We start from the raw sequence: 15,934 nt of genomic DNA, 5'->3' as shown, positions 1-15,934 counted from the left end.
GCAGCTCCCTGGGCCTAGTAGGAGAACGCCATCGGCTTGTCGGCGTCACGGGAGTCGCCGCCGATCTTGGTGGGCGGATTGAGGTCGGCCTCGGTGAGTTCGGGCGGTCCGGCCTTGACGTACTTCACGAGCAGCTTCACCTCGATGACGGCGAGGATCGCGTAGAGAGTCGTGAAGACGATCATCGAGGTGAGGATCTCGCCCTGGGAAACGCCGGGGGAGACCGCGTCGCGAGTTTGCAGCACGCCGTACACGACCCACGGCTGACGGCCCATCTCGGTGAAGATCCAGCCCCAGGAGTTGGCGATCAGCGGGAAGCCCAAGGTCAGGATCGCGATGCGCCAGTACCACTTGGTGAGCGTCGGGCCGAGTGCCTTCTTGGGCAGCAGCACCAGATGCGGCACCTCGTCGTCCCCCACGCGCAGGTGCTGCGGCAGCAGGAACTTCTTCCGTGTCAGCCAGAGCCCCACCAGGCCGATGGTCAAGGAAGTCATGCCGAAGCCGATCATCCAGCGAAAGCCCCAGTACGCGACCGGGATGTTGGGCCGGTAGTCGCCCGGGCCGTACCGCTCCTGCTCGGCCTTGTTGACGTCGTTGATGCCGGGGACGTACGAACTGAAGTCGTCCTTGGCGAGGAAGGACAGCAGCCCCGGAATCTCGATGGCCACCTTGTTGTGACCCTTGTCGACGTCCCCGTAGGCGAAGACCGAGAAGGGCGCGGGCGCCTCGCCATCCCAGAGCGCCTCCGCCGCCGCCATCTTCATCGGCTGCTGCTCGTACATGATCTTGCCGAGGACATCTCCGCTGATCGCGGTGAACATGCCGCCGATGACCACGGTGACCAGGCCGAGCCGCAGCGAGGTCTTCATCACGGGAATGTGCTTCTTGCGGGTCAGATGGAAGGCGGCGATGCCGACCATGAAGGCGCCACCGGTGAGGAAGGCTGCGGAGAGGGTGTGGAAGGCCTGGGCGAGCGCGGTGTTCTGGGTCAGGACCAGCCAGAAGTCGGTGAGTTCGGCACGGCCTCGCTGTTCGTTGATCCGGTAGCCGACGGGGTGCTGCATCCAGGAGTTGGCGGCGAGGATGAAGTACGCCGACAGGATCGTGCCGATCGAGACCATCCATATGCACGCGAGGTGGATCTTCTTCGGCAGCTTGTCCCAGCCGAAGATCCACAGACCGATGAACGTGGACTCGAAGAAGAACGCGATCAGCGCCTCGAAGGCGAGCGGGGCACCGAAGACGTCACCGACGAAGCGCGAGTAGTCGGACCAGTTCATTCCGAACTGGAACTCCTGCACGATGCCTGTCACGACACCCATCGCGATGTTGATCAGGAAGAGCTTCCCCCAGAACTTCGTCGCCCTGAGGTACTTCTCGTTCCCCGTACGCACCCAGGCGGTCTCCAGGCCGGCGGTGAGCGCGGCGAGCGAGATGGTCAGGGGGACGAAGAGAAAGTGGTAGACGGTGGTGATGCCGAACTGCCATCGCGCCAGGGTCTCCGGCGCCAGAGCCAGGTCCACGTCGTCAGTCTCCTTACGTCGCCGTGGTCACAGCGGCAGTTTGACCCGCTTGTCACACACATCACGGGATCAACCGGGCAAGCTTGTGAACGCGTTCACATTCACAAGCAATTATGACGCATGGCTGTTCGGAGCGTGAGGGGTGGGGGGTCCCTAAGCATGGATCATCCGGGCCCTGGCACGAAGTCGCAGGTCAGAGCGTAATGACACGGAAGATAGGAGACGCAGACCACCGGCAGAGCCCCGTCCACGACGGAACCCTGCCGACCGCCAGAAGCTAGAGCTCCTTACGGAACCCCTCCGTCGTCTTCAGGAAGATGTCGTTCGCCTCGGTCTCGCCGATCGTCACGCGCACGCCCTCCCCCGGGAAAGGCCGCACGACGACCCCCGCCTGCTCGCAGGCCGCCGCGAAGTCGGCCGTACGCTCGCCGAGCCGCAGCCAGACGAAGTTCGCCTGCGTCTCGGGCACCGTCCAGCCCTGCCCGCGCAAGGCCTCGACGACGCGGATGCGCTCGCACACCAGCGAGCCGACCCGGCCGAGGAGCGCGTCCTCGGCACGCAGCGAGGCGACCGCCGCGTCCTGCGCGAGCTGGCTCACACCGAAGGGCACGGCGGTCTTGCGCAGTGCCGCCGCCACCGGCTCATGGGCGATCGCGAAGCCGACCCGCAGCCCGGCGAGTCCGTACGCCTTGGAGAACGTACGCAGTACGCAGACGTTCGGCCGCTCGCGGTAGATCTCAACACCGTCCGGCACCTGGGGATCGCGGATGAACTCCCGGTACGCCTCGTCGAGGACCACCAGGACGTCGCTCGGCACCCGGTCGAGGAAGCGCTCCAGCTCGGCCCGGCGCACCACGGTGCCGGTGGGGTTGTTGGGGTTGCAGACGAAGATCAGCCGCGTCCGCTCGGTGACCGCGTCCGCCATCGCGTCGAGGTCGTGCACATCCCCCAGCGTCAGCGGCACCTGCACCGACGTCGCCCCGCTGATCTGCGTGATGATCGGGTACGCCTCGAAGGACCGCCAGGCGTATATGACCTCGTCACCGGGACCGCTCGTGGCCTGCACCAGCTGCTGGGCGACGCCGACCGATCCCGTGCCGGTGGACAGATGCGTGAGCGGCACCGCGAACCGGTCCGCCAGCTCACTCATCAGCCCCGTACATGCCATGTCCGGGTACCGGTTGAAGGACCCCGCCGCCGCGGCCACGGTCTCCATCACCCCGGGCAGCGGCGGATACGGGTTCTCGTTGGAGGACAGCTTGTACGCCACCCGACCACTGGCCGCGGCGGGCTTGCCCGGCTTGTACGTGGGGATACCCTCCAGCACGGCACGCAGCTTGGGGCTCGTCTCGCTCACCGCAGTCCTCCTCATGACCACCACCGGCTTCCAATACTCCTCACCTTAAGAGGATTCGGCGCCGCTGCGTATGGCTCAGGACCGACCACATAGGCGGCCCGTCGGGCATCGGCCCACGGAGGCGTACGAAGTGGGGGGCGCGCCGCTGTCCGGTTCAAGCGCCGGTGGCTCACGCCGTGGCGCGCATCCCCCGTGCAGGTGAGTTGAGACCTCTTCGAAACATGACCCCTTCGGCAGGCTCATACGCCCCGACAAGTGACGTACTGTCATTGAATCGCTCAACTACCTTCTCTTCAAAGCCAATTGAGTGTGGTCGACCTTGCAGAAACGTGCCTGTCAACGAGTGAATATGCGTCCGCACTACCCCACCGCATGAGCCCTACTATCGGCTCGCCATGACAGCAGCAGGGAAGCACCAGGTGAGCCGGGCGGAGACCTCCCGTCGAAGCAGCCGGCCGGGCCGGGCGGGCATCAGAGACGTGGCCGCCGCCGCCGGGGTCTCCATCACGACCGTGTCCGACGCACTCAACGGCAAGGGCCGGCTCCCGGACGCCACCCGACGCCATGTCCGCGAGGTCGCCGACCGGCTGGGCTATCGCCCCTCCGCCGCGGCCCGCACGCTCCGTACCGGAAAGTCGGGCCTCATCGGCCTGACCGTCACGACCTACGGGGATGAACCTTTCACCTTCACGGAGTTCGCGTACTTCGCGGAGATGGCCAGAGCCGCCACCTCGGCCGCGCTCGCCCGGGGCTACGCGCTGGTCATCCTCCCCGCCACCTCGCGCCACGACGTGTGGTCGAACGTGGCCCTGGACGGAACCGTGGTCATCGACCCCTCCGACCAGGACCCCGTCGTCACTGAACTGGTCCGGCAGGGTTTACCGGTGGTCTCCGACGGCCGCCCCGCCGGCTCGCTGCCGGTGACCGCCTGGGTGGACAACGACCACGAGGCCGCGGTCCTGGGCATCCTCGACCACCTGGCCGACGCGGGCGCCCGCCGGATCGGCCTGCTCACCGGGACCTCGACCGACACATACACACATCTGTCGACGACCGCGTATCTGCACTGGTGCGAGCGCGTCGGCCAGGAGCCGGTGTACGAGGCCTACCCCGCGCACGATCCTTGCGCAGGGTCCGCCGCCGCCGACCGACTGCTCGCCCGCCCCGACCGGCCCGACGCCGTGTACGGACTGTTCGACCCGAACGGCACCGACCTCCTCGCGGCCGCCCGCCGATACGGTCTGCGCGTACCGGAGGATCTGCTGCTCGTGTGCTGCAGCGAGTCCGCCGTGTACGCCAACACCGAGCCTCCCCTCACCACCCTTTCACTCAAGCCGCGCCACATCGGCACGGCCGTGGTCCAGCTCCTCATCGACGCCATCGAAGGGGTCGAATCGGACCAACCGGTCCAGCAAGTGATACCCACGGAGTTGATCGTGCGGTCCTCCTCCGATCGACGGCCGCCGCGTACGACCGTCAGCCCGCCCCGATCACCGGAGGAAAGGTGACCTCAGGCGGTGGCATCCGGTGAGAAGGCCCCTCCCAATTCGGGAGAAAACCACGGTGAACTGCGGTCCTGCCTCGATTCACCACCCCTGGGTCATCACATGGCGCGATCCGCATTCCTATGATGGGCGCACGACACCGCGGGCCGCTGCGACCAGGCAGTCCAATGCGGTGCAGATGCGGCGCGATGGTGGTGGAGGGGTCGATGACTCAGGGGGCCGGTCAGGGACCCGAGGTGCGAACGCCGACGGTGCGCGACTTCCGCGTGCCCGCGTACGTCCACGAAGCCGATCCGTATGCGCAGCCCTCCGGCCCGTACGCCCAGCCCGGACCTCATCCGCAACTGGCGCCTCATGTGCAGCAGATGCTTCCCAGTGAGAGCACCAGACCGGTCGAGGAGGACGGGGGCTACACGCCGACGCAGCGCGATCTGCCCGTCATCAACCGCGGTGACACCCTTCAGGTGCCGGTGAGCCCCGAAGCCGCGGCCGTCCCGCAGTCCACCGCCGGGCCGGGCCCGCTGTATGTCGTCGGCGACGTGCACGGCTACCTCGACGAACTCGTTGCCGCCCTGCGCGAGAAGGGCCTCATCGACATCGACGGAAATTGGTCGGCGGGCACCGCACGGCTGTGGTTCCTCGGGGACTTCACCGACCGGGGTCCCGACGGCATCGGCGTCATCGACCTCGTGATGCGGTTGTCCGCCGAGGCCGCCGCGGCCGGTGGCTACTGCAAGGCGCTGATGGGCAATCACGAGCTGCTGCTGCTCGGCGCCAAGCGATTCGGCGACACCCCCGTCAACTCCGGTGCCGGTACGGCTACTTTCCAGGCCGCCTGGCTGCTCAACGGTGGCCAGAAGACCGATATGGAACGCCTCGAAGATCACCATCTGCAGTGGATGGCCCGCCTCGACGCGATGGAGCTGGCGGACGGGCACCTGCTGGTGCACTCCGACACCACCGCCTATCTCGACTACGGCGACTCCATCGAGGCGGTCAACGACACCGTCCGCGAAGCCCTCACCCGCAACGACGCGGATGAATGCTGGGACCTCTTCCGCAAGTTCACCAAGCGCTTCGCCTTCCGCGACGACGGGGGCGCGCAGGCCGTGCGCGAACTCCTCGACATGTACGGCGGCTCCCGAATCGTCCATGGTCACAGCCCCATTCCGTATCTTCTCGGCGAGGTCGGATCGGAGGACGACGACGATTCCGCGGGCCCGGTGGTCGAAGGACCGCATGTGTACGCGGACGGGCTGGCCATCGCCATGGACGGCGGCGTGACCATGGCCGGAAAGCTACTGGTCCAGCAACTGCCTCTGGATAGCTGACCCCTTTCCGGGCAGGCGTTCTTCCATCCAGCACGGGGCCTGCCGAGGGGCAATTTCTGGAAACCCCCTGTCACCTCGTGCCGTCCCCGCTCTACCATCGGCTTATCCGTAGCAGGCTCCCCTCCGTTTCTGCCCGACGGCTCGTCAGCATGCCGAGCCCCAAGCCCTACGGAGCATCGGGGGATGCACATGAACAGCGTTCCGCAGCACCTGCTGAGCGAGGACCGCCAAGAGTACGAGCGGATCCTCGATGAGGCGCTGCGCTCCGCACCCAACCGTCCGGAACTCGCCGCTGTCGGCCAGCGCCTCAACCCTGAACAACTGCGCACCATGGCGCTCAACGCCTCCGCTCTCATCACCGCGGCCGCGGCGACCGAATATCAGCACTACGTGAAGGTCCGCGAGGAACTGCGCCAGCCTGCGCCCACTTCACGCGTCCACGAGAAATCCAGCTCCACGGACCCGGCCACGGGCGCGGTAGGGCTCGCCGCCACGGTGGGGGAGGCCGCCGAGACCTCCGGGGCGGGCGCCGTCGCCGTCGCCGCGGTGCTCACTCCCGTCCTCGCCGGGACCGCCTCGGCGATCTTCCTGCTCGTCGGCTACCTCCTGAAGATGCTCAACCCGGAGCCGGCATTCGCCCAGACCCTGCTCACCACCGGGTGGGTTTTCGGCGCGGTGACCGCGGCGGCGATCCTGATCGCCGCGGTCGGTCTGCTGCTCACCGCCCTGCGCAACGGAGAGAGTTCGCTGCAGGCCGCCGCACGGGGTGAGGGCAACGAGGAACTGACCCGGGCCAGGGAAGCCTGGCGTGAGGCCCTTCTGGAGCGCGGCATCATGCCGTTCCTCCGAGAGGCACTCGCCGACCCGGGCTCAGCGGCCCTCGGCCGTACGACACCGCCACAGCCGACCAGCCGAATCCCCCACCTCGGCTACAACCGCCCGGGCTTCAGCAGCCCCGACGGCGGCCCCGCGGCAGGCCCCCGCCCCACCTACTCGAGCCCGGACTTCTCAAGCCCGGACTTCGGCGGCCCGGAGCATCAACCGGAGTAGCTACGGCCAGGGCAAAACCAGAGGCAGCCGAACCGGGACTCCGAACTCCCGGCCGGACGCACAGCCGCACGGTCGCTCCGGCCCACGACCACGAAGTCGAGGGCCGGAGCCCGGAGCGGTGTGCTGCCGCCGTGCCCGAACCAGGTTCAGTCCGCGAGCGGCAGATACACCCGGTTCCCGCTGGCCGCGAACTCCTTCGACTTCTGCGCCATACCTTCCTCGATCTCCGTCTGCGTACCACCGTGTTCACGGCGGATGTCCTGGGAGATCTTCATCGAGCAGAACTTCGGCCCGCACATCGAGCAGAAGTGAGCCGTCTTTGCGGGCTCGGCCGGGAGGGTTTCGTCGTGGAACTCCCGGGCCGTGTCAGGGTCGAGGGCCAGGTTGAACTGGTCCTCCCAGCGGAACTCGAAGCGAGCGTCGGACAGCGCGTCGTCCCATTCCTGCGCACCTGGGTGCCCCTTGGCGAGGTCGGCTGCGTGGGCGGCGATCTTGTAGGTGATGACGCCGGTCTTGACGTCGTCACGGTTGGGCAGGCCCAGGTGTTCCTTGGGCGTGACATAACAGAGCATGGCCGTGCCCCACCAGGCGATCATCGCGGCACCGATGCCGGAGGTGATGTGGTCGTACGCCGGCGCGACGTCCGTCGTCAGCGGGCCGAGCGTATAGAACGGAGCTTCATCACAGATCTCCTGCTGAAGGTCGATGTTCTCCTTGATCTTGTGCATCGGGATATGTCCCGGGCCCTCGATCATGGTCTGTACGTTGAAACGCTTGGCGATCGTGTTGAGTTCCCCGAGCGTCCTCAACTCCGCGAACTGGGCTGCGTCGTTGGCGTCCGCGATCGAGCCGGGCCGCAGTCCGTCGCCGAGCGAGTACGTGACGTCGTAAGCGGCCAGGATCTCGCACAGCTCTTCGAAGTTCTCGTAGAGGAACGACTCCTTGTGGTGCGCCAGGCACCAGGCCGCCATGATCGAGCCGCCGCGCGAGACGATGCCGGTCTTGCGGTTCGCGGTGAGCGGTACGTACGGCAGGCGCACGCCCGCGTGCACGGTCATGTAGTCCACGCCCTGTTCGGCCTGCTCGATGACCGTGTCCTTGTAGATCTCCCAGGTCAGTTCCTCGGCGCGGCCGTCGACCTTCTCCAGCGCCTGGTAGAGCGGAACCGTACCGATGGGGACGGGGGAGTTGCGCAGCACCCACTCGCGGGTGGTGTGGATATTGCGTCCGGTGGACAGGTCCATGACCGTGTCGGCGCCCCATCGGGTCGCCCAGGTCATCTTCTCGACCTCCTCCTCGATGGAGGAAGTCACCGCCGAGTTGCCGATGTTGGCGTTGACCTTCACCAGGAACCGCTTGCCGATGATCATCGGCTCGATCTCCGGGTGGTTGACGTTCGCGGGCAGAACGGCCCGTCCCGCGGCGATCTCTTCGCGTACGACCTCGGGGTCGACGTTCTCGCGGACCGCCACGAACTCCATTTCCGGTGTGATCTCGCCCCGTCGTGCGTACGCGAGTTGTGTGACGGCCGTACCGCTGCGACCCCGGCGCGGCTGGCGCGGACGCCCAGGGAAGACGGCGTCGAGGTTGCGCAGTCCGCCACGTGGCGAGGTGTGCTTGATCCCGTCGTCCTCGGGGCGGATGGGACGGCCCGCATACTCCTCGGTGTCGCCACGGGCGATGATCCAGTTCTCGCGCAGCGGCGCCAGGCCCCTGCGGACATCGGTCTCGACGGTCGGATCGGTGTATGGGCCGGAGGTGTCGTACAGGGTGACTGACTGCCCGTTGGTGAGGTGCACCTGACGCACCGGCACCCGTAGGTCGGGGCGCGAGCCCTCGACATACGCCTTGTGCCAGCCGATGGACTTCCTGGCCTCGCCGTTCCCGGACGAGGCAGAGTCCCCGTCCGTCTGGCTGGAGGCAGGCGTGCGTACGTCCTTGTTGGTCATGAGACCTACTCCCTACGCCGGCATTACCCGGTAACAGGTTCAGCGGTCGACGCAGCGGCTTCCGTACGGCGATGTTCCACGTGAAACATCGCTGGGACGGAGGTCAGCGCCCTCTCAGCCCGGTGCTCCGAGCTCCCGCGTGTGCAAAAGGTCCCTCCACGCTAGCGTCATATTGGGCGCGCTGAACAGTGGGCCCCTTCCGTTCTTGCGATGATCGGTCGGTGACTACAACGCATCAGCCCCCGCTTCCCCCGTCCGAACCGCCGCACGGGACCGGCCCCGGCGACAACCACGGCTCTGGTGACGGTCATGGCCACAGCCATGCGCATAGCCATGGCCATGGCCCTCCAGCGCCCGTGTCCAAACACTTGCGCAAGGTCATCGCCGCGGTGCTGATTCCCTTCGCCACGGCGGTCGTCGTAGGCCTGGTCGTGCTGTGGCCAGGCGGCGCCCCACCTCATGAACGCACCGGCGTCGGCTTCGACCGGCAGACCCAACAGGCCACGGTGACCAAGGTCGACGAGGTGGACTGCAAGTCCGTCAACGCCTCGGGTGGCACCCCGACCGGCGACACCTCGACCGCCGAGGGGTCCTCCGCTCAGCAGCAGGCGAACGGCGTCTGCAAGAAGGCGACGGTCCGGGTCGACACCGGCAAGGACAAGGGCCGTACCTTCACGGAGATCGTCCAGCCGGACTCATCTCGGCAGCTGAGCCAGGGCCAGGAGGTGATCGTGGCGTATGCGCCCGACGCCCCCAAGGACCTCCAGTACTCGGTCACCGACGTGAACCGCAGGCTCCCGATGGCACTGCTTGCAGGGATCTTCGCGCTCGCCGTGGTCGTGGTGGGTCGGATGCGCGGCGTCATGGCGCTGGTCTCGCTGGCCGTCAGCTTCCTTCTTCTGACGTTCTTCATCCTGCCCGCGATACTTCAGGGCTCGAATCCCCTGGTAGTGGCGGTCGTCGGGGCGAGCGCGATCATGCTGATCGCGCTCTACGCCTGCCATGGGCTCTCCGCCCGGACATCGGTCGCGGTGCTCGGAACCCTGGTCTCTCTCCTGCTGATCGGGATTCTCGGGTCACTGTTCATCGACTGGTCCGCGCTCACCGGCAATACGGACGACAACACCGGTCTGATCCATGGTCTGTATCCGACCATCGACATGAGCGGTCTGCTGCTCGCGGGCGTCATCATCGGTTCGCTCGGTGTACTCGACGATGTGACGGTGACGCAGACGTCGGCGGTCTGGGAGTTGCACGCGGCCAATCCGTCGATGGGCCGGCGCGGGCTGTACCGCGCGGGCATCCGTATCGGCCGGGACCACATCGCGTCCGTGGTCAACACGCTCGTCCTCGCGTATGCGGGCGCCGCGCTACCCCTGTTGCTGCTGTTCTCGATCGCGCAGAGCAGCGTGGGGACGGTGGCCAACAGTGAGCTGGTCGCCGAGGAGATCGTGCGCACGCTCGTCGGCTCGATCGGCCTGGTCGCCTCCGTACCGGTCACTACGGCCCTGGCCGCTCTCGTGGTCTCAGCCGACCGTCCTGGCTCTACGTCTGAGGCGCAGACGCCTACGCCAGCACGACCGCCAGAGCAGGCACAGGCGGGCGTCAGGACGCCGGTACTCGGGGGGAAGGGCCGCCGCCGCAAGCGCTGAAGCGTTACGGCACCCTGCGCGCCGTACGATTCAGCCCGTGCTCTGTTCCTCCGCCAGGATGCGGTCCAGGGCCTCGTCGAGATGTGTGTCGAAGTCGGCGAGGGAGTGCTCCTGGCCCAGTGGCACCAGCTTGTCCGTGCGGTCGAGGAACGCCACGAGCGGCACCGCACCGCAGCGGAACAGCGCCTGGTCGGCGCCCACTTGGAGCCGGATCAGCACATCACCGAATCCCTCGGAGCCGGCGGGCGCAATGTGCACATCACCGACCCCACACGGTCGCCCCACCCCGTCGATCAGCAACTCCCGGCCGAACGCCCAGGTCACCGGGGCATCGCCGGGCAGGTGGAAGGTCAGCCGCACGGCGTAGGGATCACAGGTCTCGTATCGAAGCTCCACCGGAATGCGGAAGGAGAGCTCCTCCGACACGAGAAAGCTCATCATGATCTCTGCCTGTACTACTGACTCGCGCATCGCCTACCCCGCCGTCTGACGTCGACTGGCCAGGAACCATCCACCTGACACTGCTGGCATCTTGCTGAACGTACACACCAGATCACAAGGAGTGAGTTTTCAGATGCTGATAGAGAGGGCGAGCGTCCCTGGCAGCCTGCCGATCTCGCTCTGCAACTGACGTGCCGCGGGCAGAAGTCGGTCCGCCTGGTGGGCGGGCAGTGAGATGGCCATCGAGCCGACTGTGGTGCCCGCGATGATCGGAATCGCGGCGCAGACCGTTCCCAACGCGTATTCCTGACGCTCGATCACGGGCTGCATGCGTTTGGTCCCGTCCAGGCGCCGCAACAGAATGCGATCGTCACGCACGGTGTACGGAGTGATCGACTGCACCGGATACCGGTCGAGGTGGTCACGGCGGGCCTCCTCGTCGAGCTGGGACAGCAGGCACTGACCGATCGCGTGCGCGTGCCCGGTCTCGCGGAAGTCGGCCCATTCCTCGACCGCCGGATTGGCCGGACTGTCGGCGACACACTGGACATCGATCTCACCCTCTCGGTAGACCGCGTAGTACACGGGCACCCCGATCGAATCGCGCCACTGCGCGAGCGCATCGACCACCGTGCTGCGACGTTTCTGCCGGGCGGCGCTGCTGCTGAGCCGCTCGGCCGCCTCACCGAGGAAGAACAGACCCTTGTCGCGGCGTAGATACCCTTCGTGCGCCAGGGTGCGCAGCAGGTGGTACGCCGTGGGCAGCGCGAGGTGGGCCTCGCGGGCCAGTTGCTTGGCCGGGGCCCCGTGCTCGTGCTGGGCGGCAGATTCCAGGAGGCGCATCGCACGCTGCACGGATCCGATGAGGGTCGTGGGGTTCGGCTCGGTGGAGGGGGCGTTCGGTCCTGGGGATGCGGTGTCAGTAGTGGCCAAGGGTCACTCCCTACGCGCGAGGGGGCCACCCGTGCGGGGTGTCACGGGAGGGGGCTGTGCGCCGCCCGCGGGGATCAACCCCGCGTCGAATTCCGGACTTTAACCGTCCGCCACCGCTCGCGGACGGCCTGGCCCGAAACTTCCCTCCCCCGAGGGAATCGTTGATTCCTGTTATTGCCGACCGGTTGTCGGCAACCCCTGCGGAAGCCCCGCCGCTCGCTTCCGCCACACACGATCTACTGCACGACCTGCTCCACCAGGTGTTCTACCAGTCACTTCGTGATGAGGAGCTCGTCATGAACTTCCGTACGACGTACATGACTCCGCCGACCAGTGCCACGAACACCAGCACTTTGAAGAGCAGGCCGATCACGAACCCGACGACGCTCGCTATCACTCCGCCGAACACGACCAGAGCGATGACCGGCACCACGACCCACTTCACCCACCACGGCATCCCCGCGAAGATTTCACGCATCGCCCTTGTTCCTTGTCTCTCTGCCCGCCGCCCCCTGCTGAGGGGGCGACGAGTCACGAATGTCCTGCCTTCGATGCTAGGCGCGACAGGGGTTCCGACGGGGGCTCAGCACCCCTTGTCCTCCCCTGATCGTTCCCCTAGGGAACCCTGAGACGGGACCTCAGCTCTCGGGCGGAGAGAAGACCACCAGAACCCGCAGATCCTCGCTGATGTGGTGGAACTTGTGGGCCACCCCCGCGGGCACATAGACGACGCTGCCGCGCGCCACCTGCGTCGTCTCCATGCCCACCGTGATCGCGGCACGGCCGCTGACGACGAAGTACACCTCGTCCTGGCGGTGGGGCTGCTGCGGGTCCTGCGTGCCCGCGTTCAGCGCGTACAGGCCGACCGACATGTTCTTCTCGCGTAGAAACTGGAGATACGCACCGTCGTTGGCGGCGCGCTCCGCCTCCAGTTCGTCCAGCCGGAATGCCTTCATCGCCCTCGTCCGCACTCGTTACCGATCTCGTCTGCCACGATCAGACACATGATGAATTTCGTAGTCAAGACGATCGCCAACGCGGGCGCTCTCGCCGTCGCCGTTTGGCTTCTCGACAAAATCACCCTGACCGGCGACAGCACGGGCAAGGAGATCGGCACCCTGCTCCTCGTGGCGCTGATCTTCGGAGTGGTGAACTTCCTGGTCAAGCCCATTGTGAAGGTGCTGACCTTCCCGCTGTTCATCCTCACGCTCGGTCTGATCACCCTGGTGATCAACGCCCTGATGCTGCTACTCACCTCATGGCTCGCGGACAAACTCGACCTGAGCTTCCATGTCGAGGGATTCTGGACCGCCGTCCTGGGCGGCCTGATCATCTCCGTCGTCTCCTGGGCGCTGAATGTCGTCCTCCCCGACAAGGACTGAGCGATCCTGATGCCCTATCGCGTGTGTTTTGTCTGCACCGGCAACATCTGCCGCTCCCCGATGGCCGAATCCGTCTTCCGCACGCGTGTGGCGGAGGCCGGGCTCGACGGACTGGTCGAGGTGGACAGCGCCGGCACCGGCGGCTGGCATGAGGGTGACGGCGCCGACCCGCGTACGGTCTCCGTCCTGGCGGCGAACGGCTACGACTGCGACCACACTGCCCGCCAGTTCCGGGCCTCGTGGTTCTCCCGGCTCGACCTGGTCATCGCGCTCGACACTGGCCATCTGGAGGCACTGCGGCGCCTCGCGCCGACGTCGGCGGACGCGGAGAAGGTCCGGTTGCTGCGCTCGTACGCCCGCCCGTCGCCCGACCACGCCCCCAGTGCTTCGCACGCCCCCTCTGACTCCGCAGGCCACGACCTCGACGTACCGGATCCCTACTACGGCGGCATAGACGGCTTCGAAGAGTGCCTTGAGATGGTGGAGGCGGCGAGCGTGGGGCTGCTCGCCGCGATTCAGGAGCAGGTGGAGGGACGGGCGGCATGACGGATCTCGGTACTGGGGTGGGTGACGGCACGCGCGCGGTGCGGGCCGGGCTGCCCGATCCCGTCAAGCACGAGCCGGCTCTCCCGGGGCCGGTCTTCGCTGCCCACTACCACCTGCCGGGCGAGGCCACAGGCCCGTACACCTACGGCCGCGACGAGAACCCGACCTGGAACGGCCTTGAGCGCGCCATCGGCGAGCTGGAGGCGCCGGGACAGGACGGCGTCGAAACGCTTGTCTTCGCCTCCGGTATGGCGGCCATCTCGGCGGTCCTCTTCTCGCAGCTGCGCGCGGGCGACGCGGTCGTGCTGCCCAGCGACGGCTACCAGGTGCTGCCGCTCATACGCGCGCAGCTCGAGGCGTACGACATCAAGGTGCGCACCGCGCCGACCAGCGGCGACTCCCAGCTCGAGGTTCTCGACGGCGCGAAGCTGCTGTGGCTCGAGACCCCCTCGAACCCGGGACTCGATGTGTGCGACATCCGGCGGCTGTCCGAGGCGGCGCGCGCGCGTGGCTGCCTGGTCGCCGTCGACAACACCCTCGCGACTCCGCTCGGGCAACGCCCGCTGGAGCTCGGCGCCGACTTCGCGGTGGCCAGCGGCACCAAGCAGCTCACCGGGCACGGGGACATCCTTCTGGGGTACGTCACCGGTGGCGACGCCTCGGCCATGGCCGCCGTACGGCGGTGGCGCAAGATCGCCGGAGCGATTCCGGGGCCGATGGAGGCCTGGCTCGCACACCGCTCCATCGCCACGCTCCAGCTGCGCGTCGACCGGCAGAACGCGACTGCCCTGGCACTGGCCGAGGCGTTGCGCGGCCGGGACGAGGTGACGGGGCTGCGCTATCCGGGGCTGCCCGACGACCCCTCGTACAAGATCGCCTCACAGCAGATGCGGCGCTACGGGTGTGTGGTGTCGTTTTCGTTGCCCACGCGCGCGCGTGCCGAGCGTTTCCTCGAGGCGCTGCGACTGGTGGACGATGCGACGAGCTTCGGCGGGGTGCGGTCCACGGCTGAGCGGCGCGGCCGCTGGGGCGGGGACGCGGTCGGGGAGGGCTTCATCCGGTTCTCGGTCGGCGCCGAGGATCCCGAGGACCTGGTGGCGGATGTGCTGCGCGCCCTCGAGGAATCGGCGCGGTGACGGACTCCTGAGTGACCGGTCAGCAACACGGACGTGGACGGCGGACGGTCCGAGCCTCCCCCCTCGTGGCTCGGACCGTCCCGGTTCTGCGCGCGAAGAACCGTGCGAACAAGGCTAGTTGACTCTGTGTCAGTGTCCAATCACAGTAACGACAGAGACCTATCGACTTATTTATAGTTGAGCGCTGCCGTGGGGCTGGAGAAAGGGGCAACACACCATGGATCTGGCCTTGCTACGGACCTTCGTGACCGTGCACCGGGCCGGCTCCTTCACCCGCGCCGCCGCGCTGCTCGGCCTCTCGCAGCCGGCCGTCACCTCCCAGATCCGCACCCTCGAACGTCAGCTGGGACGGCCTCTCTTTCTGCGCCAGGCCCGCGGCGTGACCCCCACGACCATCGGCGACGAACTCGCCCACAAGGCCGCCCCGCATCTGGACGCCCTTGTGGAGATCGCCGAGACCGGAGTCGACGAAGCCTCGTCCGTACGCACCCTTCACCTGGCCGGGCCGCCGGAGTTCACCGCCGAGCGTGCCCTGCCCGCGTTGACCGAGCTGACCGGAGACGACGGCCAGGGCCTCGCCTTGCGGGCCTCCTTCGGCAATGCCGAGGAGACATTGGAAGGGCTCGCCGCCGGACATCACGATCTGGCCATCAGTACGGCCCGTCCCCGCGGCGCCCTGCTCACGGCGACTCCGCTCTGCGACGAGGAGCACGTCCTGGTCGCCTCGCCGCGCTGGGAGGCCCGTATCGGCTCCGACAAGCTGCTCTGCGAGGGCGCGCCCGCGCTGGAGAACTTCCCCGTGGTGGAGGTGCACGAGTCGCTGCCGTTCGTCGCCCGCTACTGGGCCGCCGTCTTCGACTCCCGCCCTGCAGCGTCGGGCACCATCATCGTCCCCGACCTGCGCGCAGTCCTCGCCTGCGCGATCACCGGCGCGGGGCTCGCGGTGTTGCCCCGCTATCTGTGCGCATCGGCGCTGGAGTCCGGCGACGTGGTGGCTCTGCTCGAGCCCGCGGTGCCCCCGCTGCGTACGTACTTCCTGGTGGTGCGCACTGGCACGCTCGCCATGCCGCATATCGCGCGGGCGCACGAATGGTTGCTGGAGGCCGCCACCGACTGGTCCTGAGGTCGA

Annotated in this window: 15 protein-coding genes; 8 read left to right on the top strand and 7 right to left on the bottom strand. The window is 67.4% G+C overall.

The window, feature by feature from the left end:
* Positions 1-14 precede the first annotated feature (14 nt).
* On the bottom strand, positions 15-1,523 hold the full coding sequence (locus tag ACQEVY_RS23980) for a cytochrome ubiquinol oxidase subunit I (RefSeq protein WP_432951537.1): 1,509 nt from the start codon (positions 1,521-1,523) through the stop codon (positions 15-17).
* Positions 1,524-1,800: 277 nt separating this feature from the next.
* Entirely contained in the window at positions 1,801-2,880 is a 1,080-nt protein-coding gene (gene hisC, locus ACQEVY_RS23975) for a histidinol-phosphate transaminase (protein WP_432951536.1), read from the bottom strand.
* Between the two features lie 395 nt (positions 2,881-3,275).
* Between hisC and ACQEVY_RS23970 the strand changes: the two genes are divergently transcribed.
* The 3 genes from ACQEVY_RS23970 to ACQEVY_RS23960 all read left to right on the top strand — a co-directional run bounded on the left by ACQEVY_RS23970 (position 3,276) and on the right by ACQEVY_RS23960 (position 6,766).
* Positions 3,276-4,388 (top strand): LacI family DNA-binding transcriptional regulator, encoded by a 1,113-nt coding sequence (locus tag ACQEVY_RS23970; protein WP_432951535.1) that lies wholly within the window; start codon positions 3,276-3,278, stop codon positions 4,386-4,388.
* 203 nt (positions 4,389-4,591) lie between these two features.
* On the top strand, positions 4,592-5,716 hold the full coding sequence (locus tag ACQEVY_RS23965) for a metallophosphoesterase (protein WP_432951534.1): 1,125 nt from the start codon (positions 4,592-4,594) through the stop codon (positions 5,714-5,716).
* Positions 5,717-5,899: 183 nt separating this feature from the next.
* Positions 5,900-6,766 (top strand): hypothetical protein, encoded by an 867-nt coding sequence (locus ACQEVY_RS23960; RefSeq protein WP_432951533.1) that lies wholly within the window; start codon positions 5,900-5,902, stop codon positions 6,764-6,766.
* 146 nt (positions 6,767-6,912) lie between these two features.
* Here ACQEVY_RS23960 and thiC read toward each other — a convergent pair whose 3' ends face one another.
* Complete coding sequence (thiC, locus tag ACQEVY_RS23955) at positions 6,913-8,715, bottom strand: phosphomethylpyrimidine synthase ThiC (protein ID WP_432951532.1); 1,803 nt, start codon at positions 8,713-8,715, stop codon at positions 6,913-6,915.
* Between the two features lie 221 nt (positions 8,716-8,936).
* On the opposite strand from thiC, the gene ACQEVY_RS23950 reads away from it, so the two are divergent.
* Positions 8,937-10,367 carry a YibE/F family protein gene (locus ACQEVY_RS23950; RefSeq protein WP_432951531.1) on the top strand — a complete coding sequence of 477 codons (1,431 nt, stop codon included), beginning with the start codon at positions 8,937-8,939 and terminating at the stop codon, positions 10,365-10,367.
* Positions 10,368-10,397: 30 nt separating this feature from the next.
* Here the strand turns inward: ACQEVY_RS23950 and ACQEVY_RS23945 are convergent, their stop codons facing one another.
* The 4 genes from ACQEVY_RS23945 to ACQEVY_RS23930 form a co-directional block, all read right to left on the bottom strand.
* Positions 10,398-10,838, bottom strand: coding sequence for an SsgA family sporulation/cell division regulator (locus ACQEVY_RS23945; RefSeq protein ID WP_328770356.1), 441 nt, complete (start codon positions 10,836-10,838; stop codon positions 10,398-10,400).
* 99 nt (positions 10,839-10,937) lie between these two features.
* The gene (locus ACQEVY_RS23940) at positions 10,938-11,651 is read right to left on the bottom strand and encodes an IclR family transcriptional regulator (protein WP_432955369.1); all 714 of its coding nucleotides are present in this window, start codon (positions 11,649-11,651) and stop codon (positions 10,938-10,940) included.
* 355 nt (positions 11,652-12,006) lie between these two features.
* Positions 12,007-12,219 (bottom strand): DUF5326 family protein, encoded by a 213-nt coding sequence (locus ACQEVY_RS23935; RefSeq protein WP_328770354.1) that lies wholly within the window; start codon positions 12,217-12,219, stop codon positions 12,007-12,009.
* Positions 12,220-12,379: 160 nt separating this feature from the next.
* Complete coding sequence (locus ACQEVY_RS23930) at positions 12,380-12,697, bottom strand: cupin domain-containing protein (RefSeq protein ID WP_033321271.1); 318 nt, start codon at positions 12,695-12,697, stop codon at positions 12,380-12,382.
* Between the two features lie 48 nt (positions 12,698-12,745).
* Between ACQEVY_RS23930 and ACQEVY_RS23925 the strand changes: the two genes are divergently transcribed.
* From ACQEVY_RS23925 to ACQEVY_RS23910, 4 genes are all read left to right on the top strand, one after another.
* A complete protein-coding gene (locus ACQEVY_RS23925; protein WP_432951530.1) occupies positions 12,746-13,123 on the top strand; it encodes a phage holin family protein in 378 nt (125 codons plus the stop codon).
* A 9-nt stretch (positions 13,124-13,132) separates the two neighbouring features.
* Positions 13,133-13,669 (top strand): low molecular weight protein-tyrosine-phosphatase, encoded by a 537-nt coding sequence (locus ACQEVY_RS23920; protein WP_432951529.1) that lies wholly within the window; start codon positions 13,133-13,135, stop codon positions 13,667-13,669.
* Entirely contained in the window at positions 13,666-14,805 is a 1,140-nt protein-coding gene (locus ACQEVY_RS23915) for a cystathionine gamma-lyase (RefSeq protein WP_432951528.1), read from the top strand. Before ACQEVY_RS23920 ends, ACQEVY_RS23915 begins: the two co-directional genes overlap by 4 nt.
* 217 nt (positions 14,806-15,022) lie before the next feature.
* Complete coding sequence (locus tag ACQEVY_RS23910) at positions 15,023-15,928, top strand: LysR family transcriptional regulator (protein WP_328770351.1); 906 nt, start codon at positions 15,023-15,025, stop codon at positions 15,926-15,928.
* Positions 15,929-15,934: the final 6 nt, after the last annotated feature.

This window comes from Streptomyces sp. CA-288835, from assembly GCF_050936385.1.
Classification (GTDB): Bacteria; Actinomycetota; Actinomycetes; order Streptomycetales; family Streptomycetaceae; genus Streptomyces.
The sequence above is the reverse complement of the archived record's forward strand: the minus strand, read 5'-3'. Positions and strand labels throughout refer to the sequence as shown.

Excerpts from the sequence above, each read along its gene's own strand:
- ACQEVY_RS23935 (WP_328770354.1), bottom strand. The coding sequence starts at position 12,219 with ATGCGTGAAATCTTCGCGGGGATGCCGTGGTGGGTGAAGTGGGTCGTG.
- ACQEVY_RS23910 (WP_328770351.1), top strand. The coding sequence starts at position 15,023 with ATGGATCTGGCCTTGCTACGGACCTTCGTGACCGTGCACCGGGCCGGC.
- thiC (WP_432951532.1), bottom strand. The coding sequence starts at position 8,715 with ATGACCAACAAGGACGTACGCACGCCTGCCTCCAGCCAGACGGACGGG.
- ACQEVY_RS23915 (WP_432951528.1), top strand. The coding sequence starts at position 13,666 with ATGACGGATCTCGGTACTGGGGTGGGTGACGGCACGCGCGCGGTGCGG.
- ACQEVY_RS23965 (WP_432951534.1), top strand. The coding sequence starts at position 4,592 with ATGACTCAGGGGGCCGGTCAGGGACCCGAGGTGCGAACGCCGACGGTG.
- ACQEVY_RS23925 (WP_432951530.1), top strand. The coding sequence starts at position 12,746 with ATGATGAATTTCGTAGTCAAGACGATCGCCAACGCGGGCGCTCTCGCC.
- ACQEVY_RS23920 (WP_432951529.1), top strand. The coding sequence starts at position 13,133 with ATGCCCTATCGCGTGTGTTTTGTCTGCACCGGCAACATCTGCCGCTCC.
- ACQEVY_RS23970 (WP_432951535.1), top strand. The coding sequence starts at position 3,276 with ATGACAGCAGCAGGGAAGCACCAGGTGAGCCGGGCGGAGACCTCCCGT.
- ACQEVY_RS23960 (WP_432951533.1), top strand. The coding sequence starts at position 5,900 with ATGCACATGAACAGCGTTCCGCAGCACCTGCTGAGCGAGGACCGCCAA.
- ACQEVY_RS23930 (WP_033321271.1), bottom strand. The coding sequence starts at position 12,697 with ATGAAGGCATTCCGGCTGGACGAACTGGAGGCGGAGCGCGCCGCCAAC.
- ACQEVY_RS23945 (WP_328770356.1), bottom strand. The coding sequence starts at position 10,838 with ATGCGCGAGTCAGTAGTACAGGCAGAGATCATGATGAGCTTTCTCGTG.
- ACQEVY_RS23940 (WP_432955369.1), bottom strand. The coding sequence starts at position 11,651 with ATGCGCCTCCTGGAATCTGCCGCCCAGCACGAGCACGGGGCCCCGGCC.